Here is a 19,593-nt window from a genome sequence, read left to right as displayed (position 1 = left end):
GGACTGTCGGCGAACCCTCGCCGGGCGAGTACTCGAGCCGATCCGGCGCCGGCAGCTTCCCACCGCGATTCCCTTCTCAGACGGCGAGACGTCGGTTCTCACAGCGGAACGGATCGCACCAGCGGCGTTCACAATATCCATCACGGACACGTCGGCGACGATGGCATCGCCGAACCGGTCGGTTCGAACGGTCGGACTGGACAGGAGAATTATAACGGTCGATTGTATGAATGATAGCATGGCACGATCACTACCGGAGTGTGAAAACTTCGTCCTCGAAAGAGACGACGATGCCCTCTCGATCACGATCGACAGCACGACGAAATTTAATTCGCTCAACGACACGATGGGCGACAAACTACTCGAATTAGCGGCGTTCCTCGACGTCGACGACGGTGTGCGATGTGCCGTCATGACGGGCTCCGACGGCGTGTTTTGCGCCGGTGCCGACGTCGAGAGCTTCGCCGAAGACGGTCATGGTCCCGATTCGGTCCGACGTGGGGCATCGATCCTCCACGACGCGATCGTCCAGTTTCATCAGGCGGACGTGCCGCTGATCACCGGCGTCAACGGCGTCGCGACCGGTGCCGGACTTGGAATCGCGCTTCTGGGAGACCTCGTTCTTGTCAGTGAGGATGCTCGCTTCGAATACGGCTACCCGCGCCTCGGACTTCCGGGTGACGGCGGTGCGACATTCCACCTCCCGCGGCTCGTCGGTCTTCGGACGGCAAAGGATATCGCCCTGCTCGACAGACCGATCTCGCCGGACGAGGCTGTCGAATGGGGACTAGCGACCGAAGCAGTTCCCGACGAGGAATTAGACGAACGGCTCGACGAACTGGCCGACGAACTGGCGTCCGGTCCCACGCGAGCGTACGGCGCCGCGAAACAGCTCCTCACCCGGAGCTTCGATCGATCCCTCGAGGAGCAACTCGCCGCGGAGACCGATGCGATCGCCAAGGGAGCAGAGACCGACGATCACGCCGAAGGCGTCGCGGCGTTCGTAGAGAAGCGCGAACCGGAATTTGAGGGACACTGAGACAGATTCGATCGACCGATTTCGGTCTCGAACGTAGTTTTCCGCTGAAGGAATATACAAACGGACGGAGCACACACTGTGACACAGAATGTCATGACAGGAAATGTCGTAATTTCGCAGATAGAGCATGTTCCGTCGGACGTGAGGGTTTACCATTACGACGAACTCCCCGAAAATGTGAAAGAGTATCTGCCACGTCTGATCCGGACCGATACTTCAGAACTGGCCGGTTCCCAACAGGTCGTCGCTGCGCTCGAACCGTACGATCTCGTCAAGTTCACTGATTACTACCGGATCACGGTTCGCGAAGAACCGTTATCAGCATCGACTCCTCGCTGACGATTCCTCGGATCTCGGTCTCGAACGACTCTATCGATAGCTTCGTTCTTCGGTACTCCTGTTGCCACGGAGTCAGCACTGTCTTCTATATTATTTTGTACCACACATCTCTCCGATTTGATTTTGCATACTACTCTCTCTTTCGTCAAGGGGTCTATAACATCCTAAGCTCGTTATTAACCGTAGGCGAGCGGTGAATCTCAAACGCCTTCACTCAACTCGGCCGGCGATCGCCGAGCGCGAAAAATACTAAGACATCATCCACCTTCGGCGGTCTGCGGACAGCGACCGTGATCGGGTCGTCTCGCTATTCTGCCAGTCGACTGGGAACCCGGAGTCTATCGAAACCGAAGACGAAAGGCGGCCGCCGATCGGTCGAACTACTCCTCGCCGCTCACGCCCACGATATCGCCGTCCTCCCAGACATAGAACCCCTCTCCTGTCTTTCGACCGAGTTTGCCGGCGCGGAGTTTGCGTTTCAGCAGTTGGGGTGGCTTGAACCGTTCGCCCAACTCTTCTCGGAGATACTCCATCACTTCGACGTTGACGTCGACGCCGGTGTGATCGACGAGTTCGATCGGCCCCATCGGGAGGTTGTATCCCAGTCGCATCGTTTCGTCGATGTCCTCGATACTCGCTACGCCCTCCTGAGCCATCCGGATCGCCTCGAGGCTGAACATCGCGCCGAGTCGAGACGACGCGAACCCGGGAACGTCGTTGACGGTCGTCGGCGTCTTCTCGATGCTCTCGACGTAGTGGTCGGCGAACTCCTTCGTGTCCGCGCTCGTCTGCTCCGCGACGACGATCTCCACCAGCGGCATGATGTGAGCCGGGTTGAAGAAGTGAAGCCCGATGCAGCGAGACGGTTCATTGAGAACGCTCGCGATCTCCGTGACCGACAGCGACGAGGTGTTCGTCGCCACGACGGCGTCGTCGGGCGCGAACTCCTCGACCTCCTCGAAGACGTTCTGTTTAACATCGAGCCGTTCGGGCACCGCCTCGATGACGAGGTCGGCCTCCTCGACGGCGGCCTCGAGCGAGACCGTTCCGGTGATTCGTTCGACGGCGTCTTCCTTCTCGGCCGGTGTGATCTTCTCTCGCTCGATCCCTTCCTCGAGGTTCGCCCCGATCTGCTCGAGGCCATCTCTGACGAGTGCCTGTTCGACGTCGCGAACGATAACAGAGTGTCTGCCGAGAGCGCTGACGTGAGCGATACCGTTGCCCATAGAGCCCGCTCCCAGGACTGCAATCTTCATGCTATGTCAAACCCACCACTATTATTTTGAGCTACCGTAATATAACTACTGTACGGCGGCTCCCTTCTCCGAATCCGCTACCTCGGCATCGGATCACCAACATTGGGAACGCTGGTTCGATTCTGACCGCGCGACTCGAGCCCGAACGTTAGCGCCGGGAATCGCGGCTTTGGCTGAGGCGTGGCGCTCAGCTTTAATTGATCTCCTCGCTCCCGTCGTCCGACTCTGATCCGTCCGGAGCTGCCACATTTCCAGGTAGTCTGCGGGAGTGTACCGAGCCGCACCCGCCTCGTCGTGCAGTGCGATCAGGACATCCCGAAGGCGAGTGTATCCAAAACCGGCGGCCATGCGCGTCGGTCCATCCGGAAGGCCGGCCCCGAGTCGAAATCCCTCGTCGATCACGTCGGAATCGGTAACCTCGTTCCCGACGGGCTTTGCCGCTTCGTTGATCGCGACAGCGACCAGCCGAGACTCGAGCTTCTCGCGTCCCATGTCGCTTGGGACGTCCGCACCACTGTTTTCCCAGCCGCAGAACCCCTGTTTGGTTTTCTTCCCAAATTGCTCTTCGTTGACCTTTCGTTCGAGTACCGAACACGGGGCGTATCCCTCGCCGAGCGTCTCGTGCATGTACTCGAGGACGTCGATCTTGATGTCGACTCCGATCTGATCGCAGAGTTCGAAACAGCCGATCGGGAGGTCGAAGCCGTATTTGGCGGCGCTGTCGACTTCGGTCACGGTGGCGTCGCGGCATCGACGGATACACGCGACCTCGTTGAGAATCGGGACGAGAACGTGATTGACGATGAATCCGGAAATAACGTTCCGGACCCGGGTCGGTGTGGTCGTCGCCGCGCGCGGCGATCACGTCACCCCGATGTAGGCGTCGCGGACGTACTCATTGTCTTTGAACTCCTCGTTGGATCCAGTGAGTTCGATCGTCCCCGTCTCGAGCAGATAGAGTCGTTCGGCGTGTCGCAGTGCGAATGAGGAATTCTGCTCGGCTAGCAGGATCGAGAGCCCCTGCTCGCGCAGTTCCATCATTGCCTCGCTGATGTCTTCGATGATGATCGGTGCGAGCCCTTGGGTGGGCTCGTCCAGCATCAGGAGTTCCGGATCGCTCATCAGTGCGCGGCCGATCGCGAGCATCTGTTGTTCGCCGCCACTCATGGTGTGAGCCTCCTGATCCCGCCGCTCATCCAATCGCGGGAAAAGATCGTAGACGAACCCGAGCTGTTCCTGGGTCTTTGTGTCGTCCAGGAGGTGCGCGCCCATGAGCAGATTCTCGTGGACAGTAAAGAAGGGGAACAAGTCGCGATCCTCCGTGCAGTGGATCACACCTTGCTCAACGATATCTTTTTCATTCAGTGTCGAGAGGTCGGTCTCCTCGAAAATTATGTCTCCGGCGTACTCAAGGTCGCCGCTGATTGCGTTGAGCATTGTCGTTTTGCCTGCGCCGTTGGGTCCGATTATACTGACGATCTCTCCCCTGTCGACAGAAATGGAGACTCCGTCGAGGGCCTGTACCCGATCGTAGTAGACGTCGAGGTTCTTAACCTCGAAGAATGCGTGTCTGGACATTCAGATCGCCTCCGTTTGGCCGGCAAGATACGCGTTCTGGACTCGTTCATCATTTGCAATCTTTTCGGGCGTTCCCTTGGCGAGGAGAGCGCCCTCGTTCAGTACAATGACCCTATCGACGAGCGTCATCAGTCCCTTCATGTTGTGGTCGACGACGACGATGGTCGTTCCCTCGTCTCGGAGCGACCGTATCTGATCCGATAGTGACATGACCTCCTCATGGTTTAGCCCTGCGAACGGTTCATCCAAGAGCAATACGTCCGGCTCGGTTGCGATCGCCTTCGCAATTTCAAGGCGCCTCCGGTCGGCGTGGGGCATCGACGTCGGATACGTTTCGAGTTCGTCTTGGAGGCCGACACGGGCGGCGATCTCCCGGATCTCCGCGTCCGACGCGCCGCCCCTGAACGCCAGTCCGCTGTTCGGGAGCGTGAAGATGTGGATGTTCTCCTTGGCCGTCATGGAGTCGATAGGGTTCGATTCCTGGGAGACCCGCGCGAGCCCACCGTTGACGATCTCGTGTGTCTTCCGGCCCGTGATGTCCTCGTCGTGGAAGTAGACGGACCCGTTCGTGACCGCGTATTCGCCCATGATGCAGTTGAAAACGGTGGTCTTGCCCGCCCCGTTGGGACCGATGAACCCGAGCATCTCGTTTTCTTGGACCTCGAACGACAGCGAGTCGACGGCCACGAGGCCGCCGAACTTCTTCGTGAGATCCTCGACCCTGAGCGGGCTGGCGGTCGTGCTCACGAGTCACCACCCCCGAACCTGCCGAGCAGGTCCCAGACCTTCTTGAAGAGTCCGTCAGGGAACTTCATGAAGATGACCAGCATGATTGCCCAGAGGACGATGTACCGGACGTGTGATCCGAGGGGACCGAGCAGGATTTCGTCGCGGAGCAGGACGAAGAGGAACGCCCCGCCGACCGGGCCAAGGACGGTTCCCATACCGCCAATAACGGCCATTGCGATGATCTCGATGTTGAGTCCGACTTCGAGCACCGTCCCCGGATCGACGGTGCCGTAGAAGTGGGCGATCAGCGCACCGCCGATCCCCATCGGGATCGCGCTGTAGGTGAACGCCCAGAGCTTGAACTTCGTCGTGTCGAGCCCGGCGGTCTCGACGGCCGTTTCGTTCTGCCCGATCGCCCTGAACACGCCCCCGATGTTGGAGCGGCTGACGGCCACGAGCCCCGCAGCGATCAGCACCATCGGGACGAACGTGTAGTAGTAAATCTCGGTCGAATCGTACGTGATCGCGCCGATATTCAGCCCGAGTTCGCCACCGGTGTGCCCGCTGAAAATGAAGATCGCCCGCGTAGCGATCAGGACCCCGACGAGGGTGATCAGCGAGAAGTACGGGCCGCTCAGCCGAAGCGAGGGGAACGCGAACAGGTAGCCCGCCAAGAGCGCGGCGGCGACCGAGAGCGGGAGCGAAATCGCGATCGATAGCTCTGGATCCACGTACGTGACCAGCAACGCCGTGGTGTAAGCGGCGACGCCGGAGAGCAGCGTGTGACCGAAGCTGATGTACCGGGTGTATCCTGAGAGGATGTCCCATCCCATCGCGAAGATCGCCCAGATGCACGCCAGCGCGAGACTGTACGTGTACGGGCCGGCCCAGAAGGGGACGGCCGCCAGCACCAGCAGCGACGCGCCGATTCCGAGCACCTGAAGCGAGTTGACCCCCAGCCAGTCCAGCCAGTCGGTGTAGGTCCGTCCGAACCCGTCCGCCGTGTCCTGCGTTTCGGTTCCCATTGTTCACTCACCCGATTCCTCGATCAGTTCGCGACCGAACAGTCCTTGTGGACGATAGAGCATGATGACAACCAGCACGATCAGTGCGGTAATACTTCGGAACTGCGGACCGCCGAGTTCGACGGCGATTGTTTCCAGGTACCCGATGAGATAGGCACCGACGATCGATCCCTTAATGCTTCCTAGACCTCCGACGACGACGATGATAAAGGCGATGACCAACGGGTCTAGCCACATCGTCGGACTCGTCTCAATGGTGGCACCGAGGAAGACGCCACCGAGCCCGGCAAGTCCGCCCGCGAGCAACCACGTCTCCGCCCGTACGCGGCCGATGTTCACACCAGTATACTTGGCTCCTTTCTCGGACATAGCGAGCGCGAGCGTCGCCCGTCCTCGCTGGGTCCTCGTCACGTAGTACCACACTGCGCCGAGCGAGGCCCACGAGACGACGAACCCGAAGATTTGATTGTACGTGACCCGGTTCCCAAGGACGACGGTCGCTCCGGAGACGATCGGCTCGAGAGACGCTGGCTCGCTCGAGAACTGGATGATGGCGAGTTCCTCAAGGATCAACGCGATCGTCAGCGTCACGAGGAACGTCGTGACCATGTTGTGCTCGATGTAGCGAACCGCACCCCGGTAGATCAGGTACGAGACGAGGGCCGTAGCGAGGATCGCGAGGAGCAATCCCCCGACCGGAGTGACGTCCTCTGACGTATAGAGGAAGACGTAGGCCCCGACCATCAAGAGCGCGCCGTGTGCCAAGTTCAATACGCTACCAACGCCGAAGATCAGCGAGAAGCCAATCGCGATGAGCGCGTACACCGCGCTTATTAGTGCACCGACGATAAGTATTGAGATTATTTCTGCCATGATGGGGCTCGATTCTTACAACCAGTCCGGGATCATGTGCTCGCCGTCCGCGATCTGGTCCGGCCAGACTGGGACTTTCTCGCCGCCGCCACCCTCACCTGGCTGCCACTGTGGAAGGAAGACCCGATACTCCTTGTTCCGCGAGTTCGGGAAGTCACTGTCCTGATCGTAGAATCGAATCCGTCCGCCGGCCCCGGGCTCGTCCATCGCCGCGACTTCCTCGGAGATGGCATCGGTGTCGTCCAGCGACCCGACCTCCTCTGCGGCGAGTTTGTACGCGCGCAGTGAGTCGATAAACTCGAGTCCCACGTACATCGGGAGCTGCGGGTGGTCGTCGTACTCGTCCTGATACATCGACACGGCCTCTTCGGTGCGTTCGTTGATGATCGCCGAGCCGCCGGTCGTACAGCCGCCGGTCGTCTCGTAAAGGCAGTTCCCGTTTGTCGACTCCCAGTAGCGCGAGGACATCGAGGAGACGTTCGTTCCCTCCTGGGCAAACGGATACTCGTTTTCCGCCCAGTCCGACAGCATTCCGGTTCCTGGTACCTGCGCGAGGGCCTTCAGTAATACCTCGGATCCCTCCGATTCGACATTATCAAGCAGTGGTGACCAGTCGCTCGTATCGCGAGCGACGCGGGAGTTCGAGTTGACGGTCAGTCCGTATTCCTCCTCCATTCGGGCGGCGGTATTATCGGTGATGTCTTCAGTCCAGGCCGCGTCCTCGACCATTACCGAGAACTCGTTCCATCCATGGGTATCGCTTAGGAACGCAGCGTAATCGGCGTAGCCCTCGGCCTGATCGATCGAGTTCGTACACATCTGGAAGACGTTCTTGTACTGCTCATAGTCTTCCCCGGGAAAATCTTGGACGATCTTTGTGGACGCCGGTCCCCCGGTGAAAAACATTGCGTCGGATTGGCCGATCCGTTCCATAACCCCAAGGGCCGTCTCGCTCGCGAATGTGCCCGCAATCATGTTGACCCCTTCCTGCAGGAAGTTCTGGACGGCGGAGTTGGCCGTTGACGGCGACAGTTCGGTGTCGGCCACGAGCAGTTCGATCTCCTCGTCCATGATCCCACCGTCCGCGTTGAGTTGTTCAACGTAGAGTTCGGCCATCCGCTCCGCGCCTACCCCGACGTCGGTCGCCTGTGGCGTCAGCAGTCCCACTTTCAGCCCGTCACTTCCACTGCCACCGAGACAGCCCGCGACCGTCGCGACCGTTCCTGTACTGGCCGCCGTCAGAAACGTTCGCCTATTGACTCCGCTTCCACCAGTTAATTCGGACCCTGCACTCTCTTCTATGCCATGGTAGACCATATCTCATGTGTTATAGTCACAATCTTATACTTTTCCCTTCTTTCAGGAAACGCGAGTCGCCTCAGTTACGGCGCGTGCGTGGATCCATGTAGCGCGAGAGGTGTTCAACCTCGCGCTCGTCGACGTCTTCAAACGCATCTCGGGCGATGACCCGTTTCTGAACCTCGTCCGGCCCGTCGGCGATCCGGATGATGCGGACGTCCTGGTAGAACTCCGCGAGCGGGAGGTCCTGCCCAATCCCGTTCGACCCGCAGAACTGCAACGCCGTGTCGATGACCTCCTGGGCAACGTTCGTAGTGTAATACTTTGCGACTGCCGCCTCGGTCCGGGCCTGGCTCCCTTCCGCGTAGACGCTCGCCGCCTGACGTGTGGTCGCCTTCGCCGCGTGGAGTTTGGTCTCCGCCTCGGCGATACCGAATCGGGGGCCCTGCTTTTCGGCGACGGTTCCCCCGAACACCTCCCGTTCGCTCATGAACGCCTTCGCGATGTCGAGCGCCCGCTCGGCCATTCCCGAGAACTGCATCGACCGGGCGAGCCGTGCGGGTACCATCCGCTGTTGGGCGTGTTGGAACCCCGCGTCGATCTCCCCGAGCACGTTCTCCTCGGGGATCCGAACGTCGTTGAAGATCAGTTCGGTGTGAACCCGTGAGAGCATATCCTCACCCATATGAGGGATGTCCCGGACGACGTCGATCCCGGGCGTGTCCGCCGGGACGAGAAGCATCGAGCACCCCTCGTAGGGATGGACGTCGGGGTCCGTCCGTGCCATCACTAGAAGGAAGTCGGCGTCGCTGCCGTTCGTGATCCACCACTTGTGGCCGTTGAGGACCCACTCGTCGCCGTCCTTCTCGGCGCTGGCCTTGATCATCGTCGGATCGGCCCCGCCGCCCTGCATCGGCTCGGTCATGGCGAAGGCCGACGTGAGGTCCCCGTCGACGAGCGGCTGTAACCACTTCTCCTTCTGGTCGTCTGTCCCCAGCAGCTCTAGCAGGTGGATGTTCCCCTCGTCCGGCGGGTCCGTCCGGATGGCCGGCATCGCGAGGAAACTCCGCCCGCCCTCCTCGTAGGCCGGCAGGGCGTCGCGGAAGTCGAGGCCGAGTCCGCCATACTCCTCGGAGACCTGGGGCGCAAACACGTCGTGGGCTCGCGCTTCCGCCCGCAACTCGTCGATCAGTTCCTCGGATACCGGCTGGCCCCCGGGCTGGTCCCGTTCGACGGGCAGTACGACTTCGTCGACGAACTTGCGGATGCGTCGGGCGACTTCGGTCGCTCGCTCAGAGTCGTTGAACTCCATACGATACTCCAACCCTCTGGGACCACCCACATATATGTTTGTGACTACCACGGTCGTGAACCGACAGTATTGCGACGTCGGACCCACGACGGATGTTCATGCTCGGCAGTAGCTATATACTACCGAGGGCCGTCTAGTCGGCCGTATGAGAGCAGCCGTCTACCATGGGCGGGAGGACCTTCGCGTCGAGGAGATCGACGAACAACCGCTCGAGCCGACCGCGGTGCGCGTCCGGGTCGACGCCTGCGGGATCTGTGGCTCCGACTTGCACGAGTATGCGCAGGGACCGATTGCGATCCCGTCCGACGAGCCGCATCCGGGGACTGGGGAGTCGCTCCCGTTGCCGCTCGGCCACGAGGTGACCGGCCACGTCACGGAGACGGGACGGGACGTGGAGTCGCTCGCGGAGGGCGATCCGGTCGTCGTGAACCCGATCATCGGCTGTGGCGACTGTCCGATGTGTATAGCGGGGCGGTATTATCTCTGTGACTCGCTCGTGAACGTCGGCATCCACGGCCACGGCGGCGGGTTCGCAGACAATCTTGTCGTTCCGGCGGAGAACGCCGTCCGTCTCCCCAAGGGGTTCCTGACGGAGTACGGCGCGCTGGTCGAACCACTGAGCGTTGCCCTGCACGCGGTCCGCCGATCCGACCTCGAGGTGGGGGACACCGTCTCAATCTTCGGCGCTGGGCCGATCGGGCTAGGCGTGCTGCAGGTGGCGATCGCCGCCGGCGCCAAGCGCGTGTACATCAGCGAGCCGCGGACGGAGCGGCGCGAACTCGCCGCGAGGCTGGGTGCGACGGAGGTGATCGACCCGGCGGACACGGATCCGGTTCGACGCATCTCGGCGGCGACGGACGGTGGGACCGATGTCGCGTTCGAGGTCGCGGGCGTCGAAGCGACGGTTACGGAAGCGATCAGGAGCACGCGGAAGACGGGGGATGTCGTCGTCGTGAGCGTTTACGAGGAGGCAGTATCGCTGAACCTGAACTACGTCATGATGGCGGAACGAACGGTCACGGGATCGTACGGCTACCGGGGCGGGGCCCGGTCGCGAACCGGCGAATTCGAGACAGCGATCGAACTGCTCGACGACGGGCGGATCGAGGCCGAGCCGATGGTCACCGGCCGGATCGAACTCGAGGAAATCGTTCCGAAGGGGTTCGAGCGCCTCCTCAAGCCGGACAGTGAACACGTCAAGATCCTCGTCGAGCCGTAACCCCGAGGGGTCACCGTCGGTCCGCTTCCATCTCCTGAAGCGACGCCCGGCGGATCTTCCCCGTGGTCGACTTCGGGAGTTCGTCGATGAACTCGATCTCCCGCGGGTACTCGTACTTCGCTAGCCGCTCCTTGACGAATAACTGGATCGATTCCCGGAGGTCGGCCGACGGGCCGAAGCCGTCAGTGAGGGTGACGTATGCCTTGACGGCGCTCCCCCGTTTCTCATCAGGAACGCCGATCACGCCAGCGTCGGCAACTGCTTCGTGGTTCGCGACGGCGTCCTCGACCTCCTCCGGTCCGATACGGTAGCCTGAGGAGATGATGACGTCATCTTTCCGACCGACGAAGTCGAGGAAGCCGTCCTCAGTCTCGACCGCCAGATCCTCTGTGAGCATCCAGCCGCTATGGAACTTAACATCGGTCTCCTCCGGTTTCTTCCAGTATTCTTTGAACATATTGGGGTGATCAGCCTTCACAGCGATCTCGCCGGTCTCGCCCGGTGAGACCGGCGTCTGATCATCGGGGTCGACGATATCGAGTTCGACGCCGGGGACCGGCTTGCCGATGTTGCGCTCGTAACGGAAGTACTTGACGCAGTTCCCGGTCAGCGGCGATGCCTCCGTCTGGCCGTATCCCTCGTGTACCGTGGCGTCGAAAACATCCTCGACCCAGCGTGGAAGCGTCTTTCCCAGCGCTTCGCCGCCGCTGCCCAGTACGCGGACCGAGCGGGTATCGTACCGGCTGTTCGGATTGTCGACCTCGTTCATCATCCCCCGGAGCGCTGTCGGCGGGATGTACAGACTCGTCAGACTGTAACTCTCGACGAGTTCGAACGCTGTTTCCGGATCGAACGAGCCGTACCCTTCGTAGGCGAGCACCGGTTTCCCATAGAACAGCGCCGGGAACACGAAGTCGAACAGGGATCCCTTCCACGCCCAATCCGCGACGACCCAGAAGATGTCGTCTGCCTCGAGGGCCGCGTTGCAGAAGATACAGACAAACCCGGGAAGTTGTCCGAGCAACATGCTGTGAGTGTGAACGACCCCCTTCGGATCACCAGTCGTCCCACTCGTGTAGACGATCACGGCGGTGTCCGCAGCCGCCGTCTCGACCGGTTCGAAGCCCTCGGGGCTGGCTCTGACCGCCGTCCAGAAGTCGGTCTCGTCCGCCTCGAGGTCGGCGTCGCCGACGACGAGTACCTCCCCGAGACCGTCGAGTTCGTCCTTGATCGCCCGCAGGTTCTCGAGGTTTGTCTCGTCGACGATCGCGATGTCCGCGTCGCTGTTCTCGAGGCGGTAGCGAAGCGCATCGGGCCCGAACAACGTCGAGAGGGGAACGGACACGCTGCCCGTCTTCCAGATTGCGATGTGCGAGAGGACCGTCTCTGGTTTCTGGGGGACGCAGATCGCGGCTCGATCGCCGCGCGTGAGTCCGACGTCGGCCAGGTAGTTCGCGAGTCGGTCGGTCGTCGCTTTCATCTCGGCGAACGTGAACGCTCCCTCTCGACCGCGACTGTCCTCGTAGCGCATGCCGACGGCGTCCCCGTCCGACGCGTGCCGGTCGCAGACGTACCTGGCGATGTTCATCCGGTCGGGGATCTCCCACTCGAACTCGTCACGGAGCGCCTCGTAGCTCTCCCACTCATGGTCGTAGAAGTGATACGGGGTCAGCTCGCCGACCGACGGCACATTGTCAGCCATGTGATAGCAGTTGGCACAGTCTCACTTATAGCTTCCGTCGAAAACGGCATGGGCGACGGGCGCGGATCCCGTGTTACAGTGGCAACTGAAAGCCGTTGCACACCTGATCGCACGACTGCGTCGCGATCAGTGTGTGAAACGTTTCAGCTGCTACTATCGTCATCCGTCTCGACGGCAGTCTGGAACATCGTCCCGCAGTCGGGACAGGCGTGTTCGCGGAGGAGGACGTCCGGCTCCCGATGGCGCTCCTGGATCAACAGCGAGAGGTCCTCGAATCGCTCGTGGACGGGCGATTCGTTCGTCGCGGTGTAGTCGAGCCACTCGGTGTCGTCTGCACCGGAGTACGGTGCGAAGACCGAGTCACACTCTGTACACCGGAGGTACTCGTCGCCGTCCGCGGTGACGACCGCGACGTATCTGTGGAACGGCTTCGCGCAGGTCACCGTTTCTACAGGCTTCTCGAGACGACTCTCGCTAGACCATTCGGTACGCTCGGCACGGAGTTCCTCGCGGCGCTGCTCGGTCGCCCCCTCGTCGATCGATCCGTCGGCGACGACGACGCCGTACGTCCCCTCGGCCATCTCCCGCGTGATGTAACCGTCTTCTAGATCCGATCGGACCGCCTCCGGATCGCGCAAGAGCGGATCGCCGACGCCGCTACCGCCGCCGAGCCGGTTGACGAACACCACGTCCGAATCGATCGGAATGTCGGGCTCCTTTGCGGGCAGCTGTTCGGACGATCCCGAGAGGTCGTCGACCGATTCGGGAACGTCGCCGCCCTCGAGGATCGCCGTCACGTCGGTCTCGCGCACGAGTTCGAAGATCGTCGTACTACCGGGATACCCGCCGTGTGCGCCCTCCGTCGGTACCTGGGTGCTGGCTGAGGTGACCGACTCGCTTCCGCCCCCGACGTCGTGGAGCGTCCAGGCGAACTCGACTCCCTGTCCGCCCCTGTGCTCGCCGGGACCGCCCGAATCGGCATTGATGCGACGCCAGAGATACAGCATGGGGTGTTCGTCCTCGTTGATCTCGAGGTCCGGCAGTCCGGGGTTGAGCGATGAGATTGGTGACGCGGCGTCGAGTCCGTCCTGCATCGTACACGCGCCGGCCCCCGCACCGCCGCCGTTCATGTCCATGAAGACGTCGGGTTCGCCGTGCTGGTTCTCCCCGTAGAAGGTCGAGACCGCGAACACGTTCTGGAACGATCCCATCACGTGCTCGCGGACGAACTCGTCTCTCGACTGTCCCATCGCGCGGTTGAATAGGACCATCGTCGAGTCCGAGATTGCCATACCGGTTTCCATGTGACCCGAGGACATCGGTGCCGGCATCTCGGGGTTTACGATCGTACCGTCCGGTGCGACGATATCGATCGCCCGGTACATCCCCTCGTTGATCGGAATGTCCGGGCCGAGCAGCATGATCGCGGGGTTCATCACGAACCCATAGGTCGTGCCGAGGCTCGCGTTGATGAACCCCGGAGCCTGGGGCGACGACCCCGTGAAGTCCATCGTGAGTTCGCTCCCGTCAATCGTCATCTCCGCCGCGACCGTGTACAGTGCGTTCTCGTGACCGTCGTGTTCGACGGTTTCGGTCGTCGCGTACGTCCCATCGGGGAGCTGTTCGATTCGCTCTTTGAACGCCGCCTCAGTGAGGTCCTTGTTCACCTCGACGTACTTCTCGTACGCGTCCTGTCCGAACTCCTCGATCGTGTCCTGGAGACGACGGTCACAACGGTTGTTCGCGGCGACGAGGGCGCGGAGGTCGTTGAACACCCGCGTCGGAATGCGGACGTTCGACTCGATGAGACGCTTGACGGTGTCGTTGATCTCCCCCTCCTCGACGATCTTGACCCCCGGCCAGACGAGCGCTTCCGCGTAGGATTCGTCGGCGTGGGGCGCGAATCCACCGGGGGCCATCCCGCCAACGTCCAGCATGTGCGCTTCAGCCCAGCACCACGCGACGAGTTCGTCGTCGTGGAAGATCGGCTTGACGACGCCGACGTCCGGCTGGTGACACACCTTCGTCTTGAAGGGATCGTTACAAATGAACTGATCGCCCGGTCGGATATCACCCTCCGAGAACGTGTTCTGGATGTGATCGACGGCCTCCCGCGCCGGGGCCGAGTGGATCGGAAGGTACGGCGACCAAGAGGCAATCTCGCCGTTCGCATCGGCGATGAACGTCGAGAAGTCGACCGCCTCCGAAATGATTGGGTTCCCAGAGGTGCGGATCATCGCCGTCCCCATCTCCTCAGCGATGTTGTACAGCCGTCGTCGGATGACTTCGGCCGTGACCGGGTCGTAGTCTGATTCGATTCCGCTCGCGTCCGTCTCCGTCTGTGGTTCAGATGGTTCGCTCATCGTTAGTCCTCCGCTCGAGTCGTTTCCGCGCGCCGTTCGGTCTCGGTGTCCGCCTTCGTGAGGACGTAGTTGCCGTATTCGTCCACGGTCATGCTGAAATCGTCCGGAACGAACACCGTCGTGATCCCTTCTTCAACGACCGCCGGACCGTCGACGCGGGTACCGACGGTCACCGCGTCCTGATCGTAGATGGCGACCTCCGCGTGGATCCGCTGGGACGGCAAGTAGACTTCGCGAGTCGACGTTGGTTCGGCGTCGCCGTCTTGGTCGGCGAACTCCTTCAGAGGCGGTTTCTCCGTCGTCGCAGTGCCAGTGACCCGCACGGCACGCATGATGACCGGTGACTCGACCCACGCGGTGCCCGGGCCGTACTCCGACTCGTACCGCTCCGGAAACTCCTCCTGAATCCGTTCGATATCGTCGCGGGAGATGGTGTCCGCCGGAAGGTCGACGCTGTAGTCGAAAAGTTGGCCCTTGAATTTGAACATTCCTTCGCGCTGGATAGTCACGTCTTCGTCGTCGAACCCCGCCGTTTCCATCTCCGTCCGGATTCGTGACTCCAGATCCTCGAGGGCCTCATTGATTTTGTCGACCGGATCACCGGGGTTCCACGAAAGGGTCTCCGTATACGTCCGGACGTCGTCCGCCTGGAGCAACCCGTACGCGGAGAACACGGGTGCCGTGTTCGGGACGACGACGCGATCGATGTCGAGCGTATCGCAGATGTCCGCCGCGTACATCGGAAGCGCCCCGCCGTACGCGACGAGGGTGAAACCGTCCGGATCACGGCCCTCCTCGACCGTGACGTTCCTGATCGCGTTGCTCATCGACGTGACCGCCAGGTCGTACACCGCGGCCGCCGCCTCTTCGACGGTCGTTCCGAGTGGATCGGCGACGGTGCGCTCGAGTTCCGTCCTCGCCTCCCCTTCCTCCAGGCTTCGCCGACCGCCGAGGAATGCGTTCGGATCGAGGAGGTCAAGAGCGACCGCTGCGTCGGTCAGCGTCGGATCGGTTCCGCCCCGGCCGTAACAGACCGGCCCCGGGTCCGCGCCGGCGCTCTCGGGACCGACCTGCGGGATTCCCCGGTTGTCGATCCACGTTATCGAACCGCCCCCGGCGCCGATGGTGTTCGTTTCGATTTTCGTCAGTCCCGTCAGAAATTCCCGTATTTCCGTCCGTTCGGTGACGTTCACCTCACTGTCCTCGATGATCGAACACTCGAAACTCGTCCCGCCCATGTCCGCACAAATGAGGTTGTCGGCACCGAGCTGCCGACCGAGCGACTGGACCCCGATTACGCCGCCGACGGGACCGGAGTCGATCAGTCGGACCGGCTCCGCCTTCGCTCGTTCCGGCGTCGTTCCGCCGCCGGCGGATTGCATGAACGTAATGGCGTCGCGGTCGAGTCCCTTGCCCGATAACCGCTCTTGCAAACGGTCGATATACGTTGATACGTCCGGCGCCGAGTACGAGTTGAGCAGTGTCGTTACCATCCGTTCGAACTCCCGGATCACCGGGTACACCTCGTTGGAGGTCGTGACATACAGGTCCGGATACGCCTCTTTGACGATCTCCCGCGTTCGGTCCTCGTGGTCTGGATTCCGGAAACTCCAGAGATAACAGACCGCAATCGCCTCGACGTTCTCCTCTTCGACCAGTTCGTCAACGGTCGTCTTGACCGCTTGCTCGTCCAGTTCGACGACTTCGTCACCGTTGTAGTCGATCCGTTCCGGGATCTCCCTGATGCAGTCCCGGGGGACGATATCCGGGACGTTCGATTGTTTCGTGTGATCCAGCTCCGACGTGCGCGGCGAGCGAGCGATTCGGAGCGTATCCTTCGTTCCCTTCGTGACGAGCAGTCCCGTTTTCGCTCCGTCGAGTTCCACAACGTTGTTCGTGACGACCGTCGTCCCGTTGACGAATCGATCCGTCCGCTCCAGCAACTCGGTCGCGGGGACGCCGACCTTCCCGGACACGTTCTCGATCGCCCGTTCGACGCCTTCGCTCAGGTCGCCCGGCGTCGTATCTGCCTTATCGTTCCACACGTTACCCCGATCGTCGGCGACGACGACATCCGTGAACGTCCCGCCGACGTCACAACCTATTTGGTAAGACATGACACGGCACCATATACCGATAGTGGCATTAAATCTATGGGAAGGGTGATCGGGTTTCGCTCTCTCGTCCCAAAACAGTCCTTACACGACGTCCCGCGCCCGCAACTCGTCGATCGCGTCTTCGTCGACGCCGACTGCCTCGAGTACCTCCGCGGTGTGTTCGCCCATTTCCGGGACGTCGTCCCCGCTCCCGGCGAGTCCGTGGCGCGACGCGGCGGGGAACCCAATCCGCGGCATCGGTCCGTCGGCGTCCGTTACGATCTCCCGACTCCGGATCTGGGGGTCATTCACGGCCTCGCGTGGAGTCCGTACCGGCGCGAACATCGCGTCTGTCTCGCCGAGTTCGTCTTCCCACTCCGACTGGGTCTTCGAGCGAAAGGTCTCGGCGAGCGTCTCCCGGACCGCGGCCCGCGTCGCTTCGTCCTCCGCGCGGTGATTTTCGATCAACTCCTCCCGGTCGAGTTCGGTACACAGGATCTCCCAGAATTTTGGCTCGAGCGCGGCGATCGAGACGAACCGATCATCCGCGGTCCTGTAGACGTCGTAGCAGGGATACGTCCCGGTCAGTTCAGTTTCGCCAGGGCGTGGATCGCCGCCGTACAGGGCGAGCGGCGCAACCGCTTGGGAGAACGAGAGTACGGCCTCCGTCATGGAGACGTCGACGTAGTTCCCGGCCTCGTTCCCCAGCGCCCGACTCAGCAGAGAACTCACGACGCTGAGGGCCGCGAACGTACCGCCTGCCATGTCGCCGATCGGGTAGCCGGGGATCGCGGGTTTCTCGTCCTCGTCCTCGCGGGTCATGTCGACGAGCCCCGCTACGCTCGCGTAGTTGAGGTCGTGGCCGACTCGGTTCCGGTAGGGACCGTCCTGCCCGTACCCAGAGAGCGAACAGTAGACGACGTCGGGGTTGTGTTCGCGGACGGACTCGTATCCCACCTCGAGTCGCTCGGCGACGCCGGGTCGGAACTGCTCGATCACGGCGTCGGCGTCCGCGATCAGTTCGTAGAAGGCCTCAAGCCCGGCGTCGTCCTTGAGGTCGATCGTCACGCTCTTCTTACCGCGGTTGACGGCCGAGAAGACAGCCCCGACGTCGTTGGGTGCCATCGGTTCGGTGAACCGCGCGTAGTCTCCGACGTTTGGGTCCTCAACTTTGATCACCTCGGCCCCCATGTCCGCGAGCAGTTGGGTGGCGTACGGGCCTGGAAGTAACCGTGTCAGATCGACGATCCTGATGCCGTCGAGTTCCATACCCCGAGTCTCACGGCCAGCGGCTTAAACCCACCCACCCGCCGGGCGAATCAGGGCGGCCGTCACGAACCCGGTGAGAGGAGCGATTCCGACCGCGGTCGGTAACCTACGGGCGGCACGGTGGCGCTACCGCTGGGCTTCCTCGAGAACGGTCTCGTCGAATCGCTCTCGAAGCTCCATCTTGTCGAATTTGCCGGTACTCGTACGAGGAATTTCGCCGGCGAACCCGATCGCGTCCGGGAGCCACCACTTCGGGAACCGCTCGCCGAGGTGGTCTCGGAACTCGTCGGCGGTGACGACGCAAGCTAGGGGTCGTTCCTGCCATTTCTCGTGGGGACTGCGATCACGGTCGCCTCGATCACCGCCTCGTGGCTCATCAGCTCGTTCTCAAGTTCGACCGATGAGATCCACTTCCCGCTACTCTTGATGACGTCTTTCTTCCGGTTGACGATGTCAACGTATCCCAGCTCGTCCTGCGTGGCGATATCGCCGGTCTTGAACTACCCATCGTCGGTGAACGAGGCGGCGGTCTCCTCGGGACGGTCGTGGTACTAGTCGAGGACCCACGGTCCGCAGACTTCCACTTCGCCCATCTACTCGCCGTCACGCGGCACTTTCTCTCACTCTCTTCATTCCGAATTCGGGGTTGAATGCCGGGAACTGGCAGTCCAGCTTTCGCCTGATACTCGTACCGAACGTTCGCATCGCATTTTCGAGTTCCGCACAGGGCTGACTGATAGTTCCAGCAGGTGTCGTCTCCGTCATACCCCTGCCCTGGAGGATGGGCGCGTCACACTCCTGGTCGTACTTGCGGATCAACGATTCCAGCGGCGCGCTGCCGCAGACGAGTAGGCGATCGATGTTGGCGATGTCCATCCCGGGATGCTCGTTGAGGTAGTTCGCCATCTCGAGCCAGATCGTCGGCACGGCCGCCGAGGTCGTGACGTCCTCGGCGATGATCGGTTCCGCGATGTCTTTCGGGTCCGTGTGGACGCTCGGGAACACCTGTTTGGCGCCGACAAACGTCGCCGCGTACGAGAAGCCCCACCCGTTCGCATGGAATATCGGGACGACCGGCATCACCACGTTGTCGCTCGACACTGGTGGGCATCGGTGTGACCGACCATCATGCTGTGGAGGTACACCGCCCGATGTGAGTAGGCGATGCCTTTCGGTTTACCTGTCGTCCCGGACGTGTAGCACATTCCTCGTTAAGCTTGAGCCAGTCGTAGGTTTTGGGCTGTCCGCCGAGCAACTCCTGGTAAGAGCACCGTTTCGAGGTCCGTCTCCGGGACTTCGTCGTCCAACACGACGACCTGTTCGACGGTCCCAGCTGATCCGCGATGGCCTCAACCTTCTCGATGAGACGCGGGTCGACGAACAGGACTTTGTCCACCGCGTCGTTGATGATGAACTGGAAGTGCTCGTCGGGAAGCCGCATATTACACATGTGGATACTTCGTCTGGTACAGCTCGGAGCGAAGTTCAGTTCGA

General features: G+C 61.6%; 17 protein-coding genes and 1 pseudogene. 3 read left to right on the top strand and 15 right to left on the bottom strand.

Going from position 1 to position 19,593, the window contains the following annotated elements; all coding sequences use genetic code 11:
- Positions 1 to 238: 238 nt before the first annotated feature.
- The gene (locus NJT13_RS22435) at positions 239 to 1,039 is read left to right on the top strand and encodes an enoyl-CoA hydratase/isomerase family protein (protein WP_254525747.1); all 801 of its coding nucleotides are present in this window, start codon (positions 239 to 241) and stop codon (positions 1,037 to 1,039) included.
- A 93-nt stretch (positions 1,040 to 1,132) separates the two neighbouring features.
- Positions 1,133 to 1,378 carry a DUF7979 domain-containing protein gene (locus NJT13_RS22430; protein WP_254525746.1) on the top strand — a complete coding sequence of 82 codons (246 nt, stop codon included), beginning with the start codon at positions 1,133 to 1,135 and terminating at the stop codon, positions 1,376 to 1,378.
- Positions 1,379 to 1,758: 380 nt separating this feature from the next.
- On the opposite strand, the gene NJT13_RS22425 is transcribed toward NJT13_RS22430, so the two are convergent.
- From NJT13_RS22425 to NJT13_RS22390, 8 genes are all read right to left on the bottom strand, one after another.
- Positions 1,759 to 2,634, bottom strand: coding sequence for a 3-hydroxyacyl-CoA dehydrogenase family protein (locus NJT13_RS22425; protein ID WP_254525745.1), 876 nt, complete (start codon positions 2,632 to 2,634; stop codon positions 1,759 to 1,761).
- A 93-nt stretch (positions 2,635 to 2,727) separates the two neighbouring features.
- Complete coding sequence (locus tag NJT13_RS22420) at positions 2,728 to 3,438, bottom strand: 3-hydroxyacyl-CoA dehydrogenase family protein (RefSeq protein WP_256549456.1); 711 nt, start codon at positions 3,436 to 3,438, stop codon at positions 2,728 to 2,730.
- Positions 3,439 to 3,495: 57 nt separating this feature from the next.
- The gene (locus NJT13_RS22415) at positions 3,496 to 4,212 is read right to left on the bottom strand and encodes an ABC transporter ATP-binding protein (RefSeq protein WP_254525744.1); all 717 of its coding nucleotides are present in this window, start codon (positions 4,210 to 4,212) and stop codon (positions 3,496 to 3,498) included.
- The gene (locus NJT13_RS22410; RefSeq protein ID WP_254525743.1) at positions 4,213 to 4,959 is read right to left on the bottom strand and encodes an ABC transporter ATP-binding protein; all 747 of its coding nucleotides are present in this window, start codon (positions 4,957 to 4,959) and stop codon (positions 4,213 to 4,215) included.
- Positions 4,956 to 5,966, bottom strand: coding sequence for a branched-chain amino acid ABC transporter permease (locus tag NJT13_RS22405; protein WP_254525742.1), 1,011 nt, complete (start codon positions 5,964 to 5,966; stop codon positions 4,956 to 4,958). The genes NJT13_RS22410 and NJT13_RS22405 overlap by 4 nt, the downstream gene beginning before the upstream one ends.
- A 3-nt stretch (positions 5,967 to 5,969) precedes the next feature.
- Entirely contained in the window at positions 5,970 to 6,839 is an 870-nt protein-coding gene (locus NJT13_RS22400) for a branched-chain amino acid ABC transporter permease (RefSeq protein ID WP_340681205.1), read from the bottom strand.
- 15 nt (positions 6,840 to 6,854) lie between these two features.
- Positions 6,855 to 8,156: an ABC transporter substrate-binding protein gene (locus tag NJT13_RS22395; RefSeq protein ID WP_254525741.1), complete on the bottom strand. Its 1,302-nt coding sequence runs from the start codon at positions 8,154 to 8,156 to the stop codon at positions 6,855 to 6,857.
- A gap of 61 nt (positions 8,157 to 8,217) precedes the next feature.
- Entirely contained in the window at positions 8,218 to 9,450 is a 1,233-nt protein-coding gene (locus tag NJT13_RS22390; RefSeq protein WP_254525740.1) for an acyl-CoA dehydrogenase family protein, read from the bottom strand.
- 145 nt (positions 9,451 to 9,595) lie between these two features.
- Here NJT13_RS22390 and NJT13_RS22385 point away from each other — a divergent pair, with 145 nt between their 5' ends.
- Positions 9,596 to 10,669: a 2,3-butanediol dehydrogenase gene (locus NJT13_RS22385; RefSeq protein WP_254525739.1), complete on the top strand. Its 1,074-nt coding sequence runs from the start codon at positions 9,596 to 9,598 to the stop codon at positions 10,667 to 10,669.
- A gap of 10 nt (positions 10,670 to 10,679) precedes the next feature.
- On the opposite strand, the gene NJT13_RS22380 is transcribed toward NJT13_RS22385, so the two are convergent.
- The 7 genes and pseudogenes from NJT13_RS22380 to NJT13_RS22350 form a co-directional block, all read right to left on the bottom strand.
- Positions 10,680 to 12,371 carry an acetate--CoA ligase gene (locus NJT13_RS22380; RefSeq protein ID WP_254525738.1) on the bottom strand — a complete coding sequence of 564 codons (1,692 nt, stop codon included), beginning with the start codon at positions 12,369 to 12,371 and terminating at the stop codon, positions 10,680 to 10,682.
- 143 nt (positions 12,372 to 12,514) lie between these two features.
- Positions 12,515 to 14,734, bottom strand: a complete 2,220-nt coding sequence (locus NJT13_RS22375) for a hydantoinase B/oxoprolinase family protein (protein WP_254525737.1) — start codon at positions 14,732 to 14,734, stop codon at positions 12,515 to 12,517.
- 2 nt (positions 14,735 to 14,736) lie between these two features.
- Entirely contained in the window at positions 14,737 to 16,851 is a 2,115-nt protein-coding gene (locus NJT13_RS22370) for a hydantoinase/oxoprolinase family protein (RefSeq protein WP_254525736.1), read from the bottom strand.
- Positions 16,852 to 16,932: 81 nt separating this feature from the next.
- A complete protein-coding gene (locus tag NJT13_RS22365) occupies positions 16,933 to 18,099 on the bottom strand; it encodes a CaiB/BaiF CoA transferase family protein (protein WP_254525735.1) in 1,167 nt (388 codons plus the stop codon).
- 126 nt (positions 18,100 to 18,225) lie between these two features.
- Positions 18,226 to 18,375: pseudogene (locus tag NJT13_RS22360) on the bottom strand (hypothetical protein); the annotation flags it as partial.
- Between the two features lie 327 nt (positions 18,376 to 18,702).
- Positions 18,703 to 19,200: an AMP-binding protein gene (locus tag NJT13_RS22355; RefSeq protein WP_254525734.1), complete on the bottom strand. Its 498-nt coding sequence runs from the start codon at positions 19,198 to 19,200 to the stop codon at positions 18,703 to 18,705.
- Positions 19,179 to 19,304, bottom strand: coding sequence for an AMP-binding protein (locus NJT13_RS22350; protein WP_254525733.1), 126 nt, complete (start codon positions 19,302 to 19,304; stop codon positions 19,179 to 19,181). Before NJT13_RS22350 ends, NJT13_RS22355 begins: the two co-directional genes overlap by 22 nt.
- Between the last annotated feature and the right edge of the window lie 289 nt (positions 19,305 to 19,593).

Origin of the sequence: Natrinema caseinilyticum, from assembly GCF_024227435.1 — an archaeon.
Lineage (GTDB): Archaea > Halobacteriota > Halobacteria > Halobacteriales > Natrialbaceae > Natrinema > Natrinema caseinilyticum.
The sequence above is the reverse complement of the archived record's forward strand: the minus strand, read 5'-3'. Positions and strand labels throughout refer to the sequence as shown.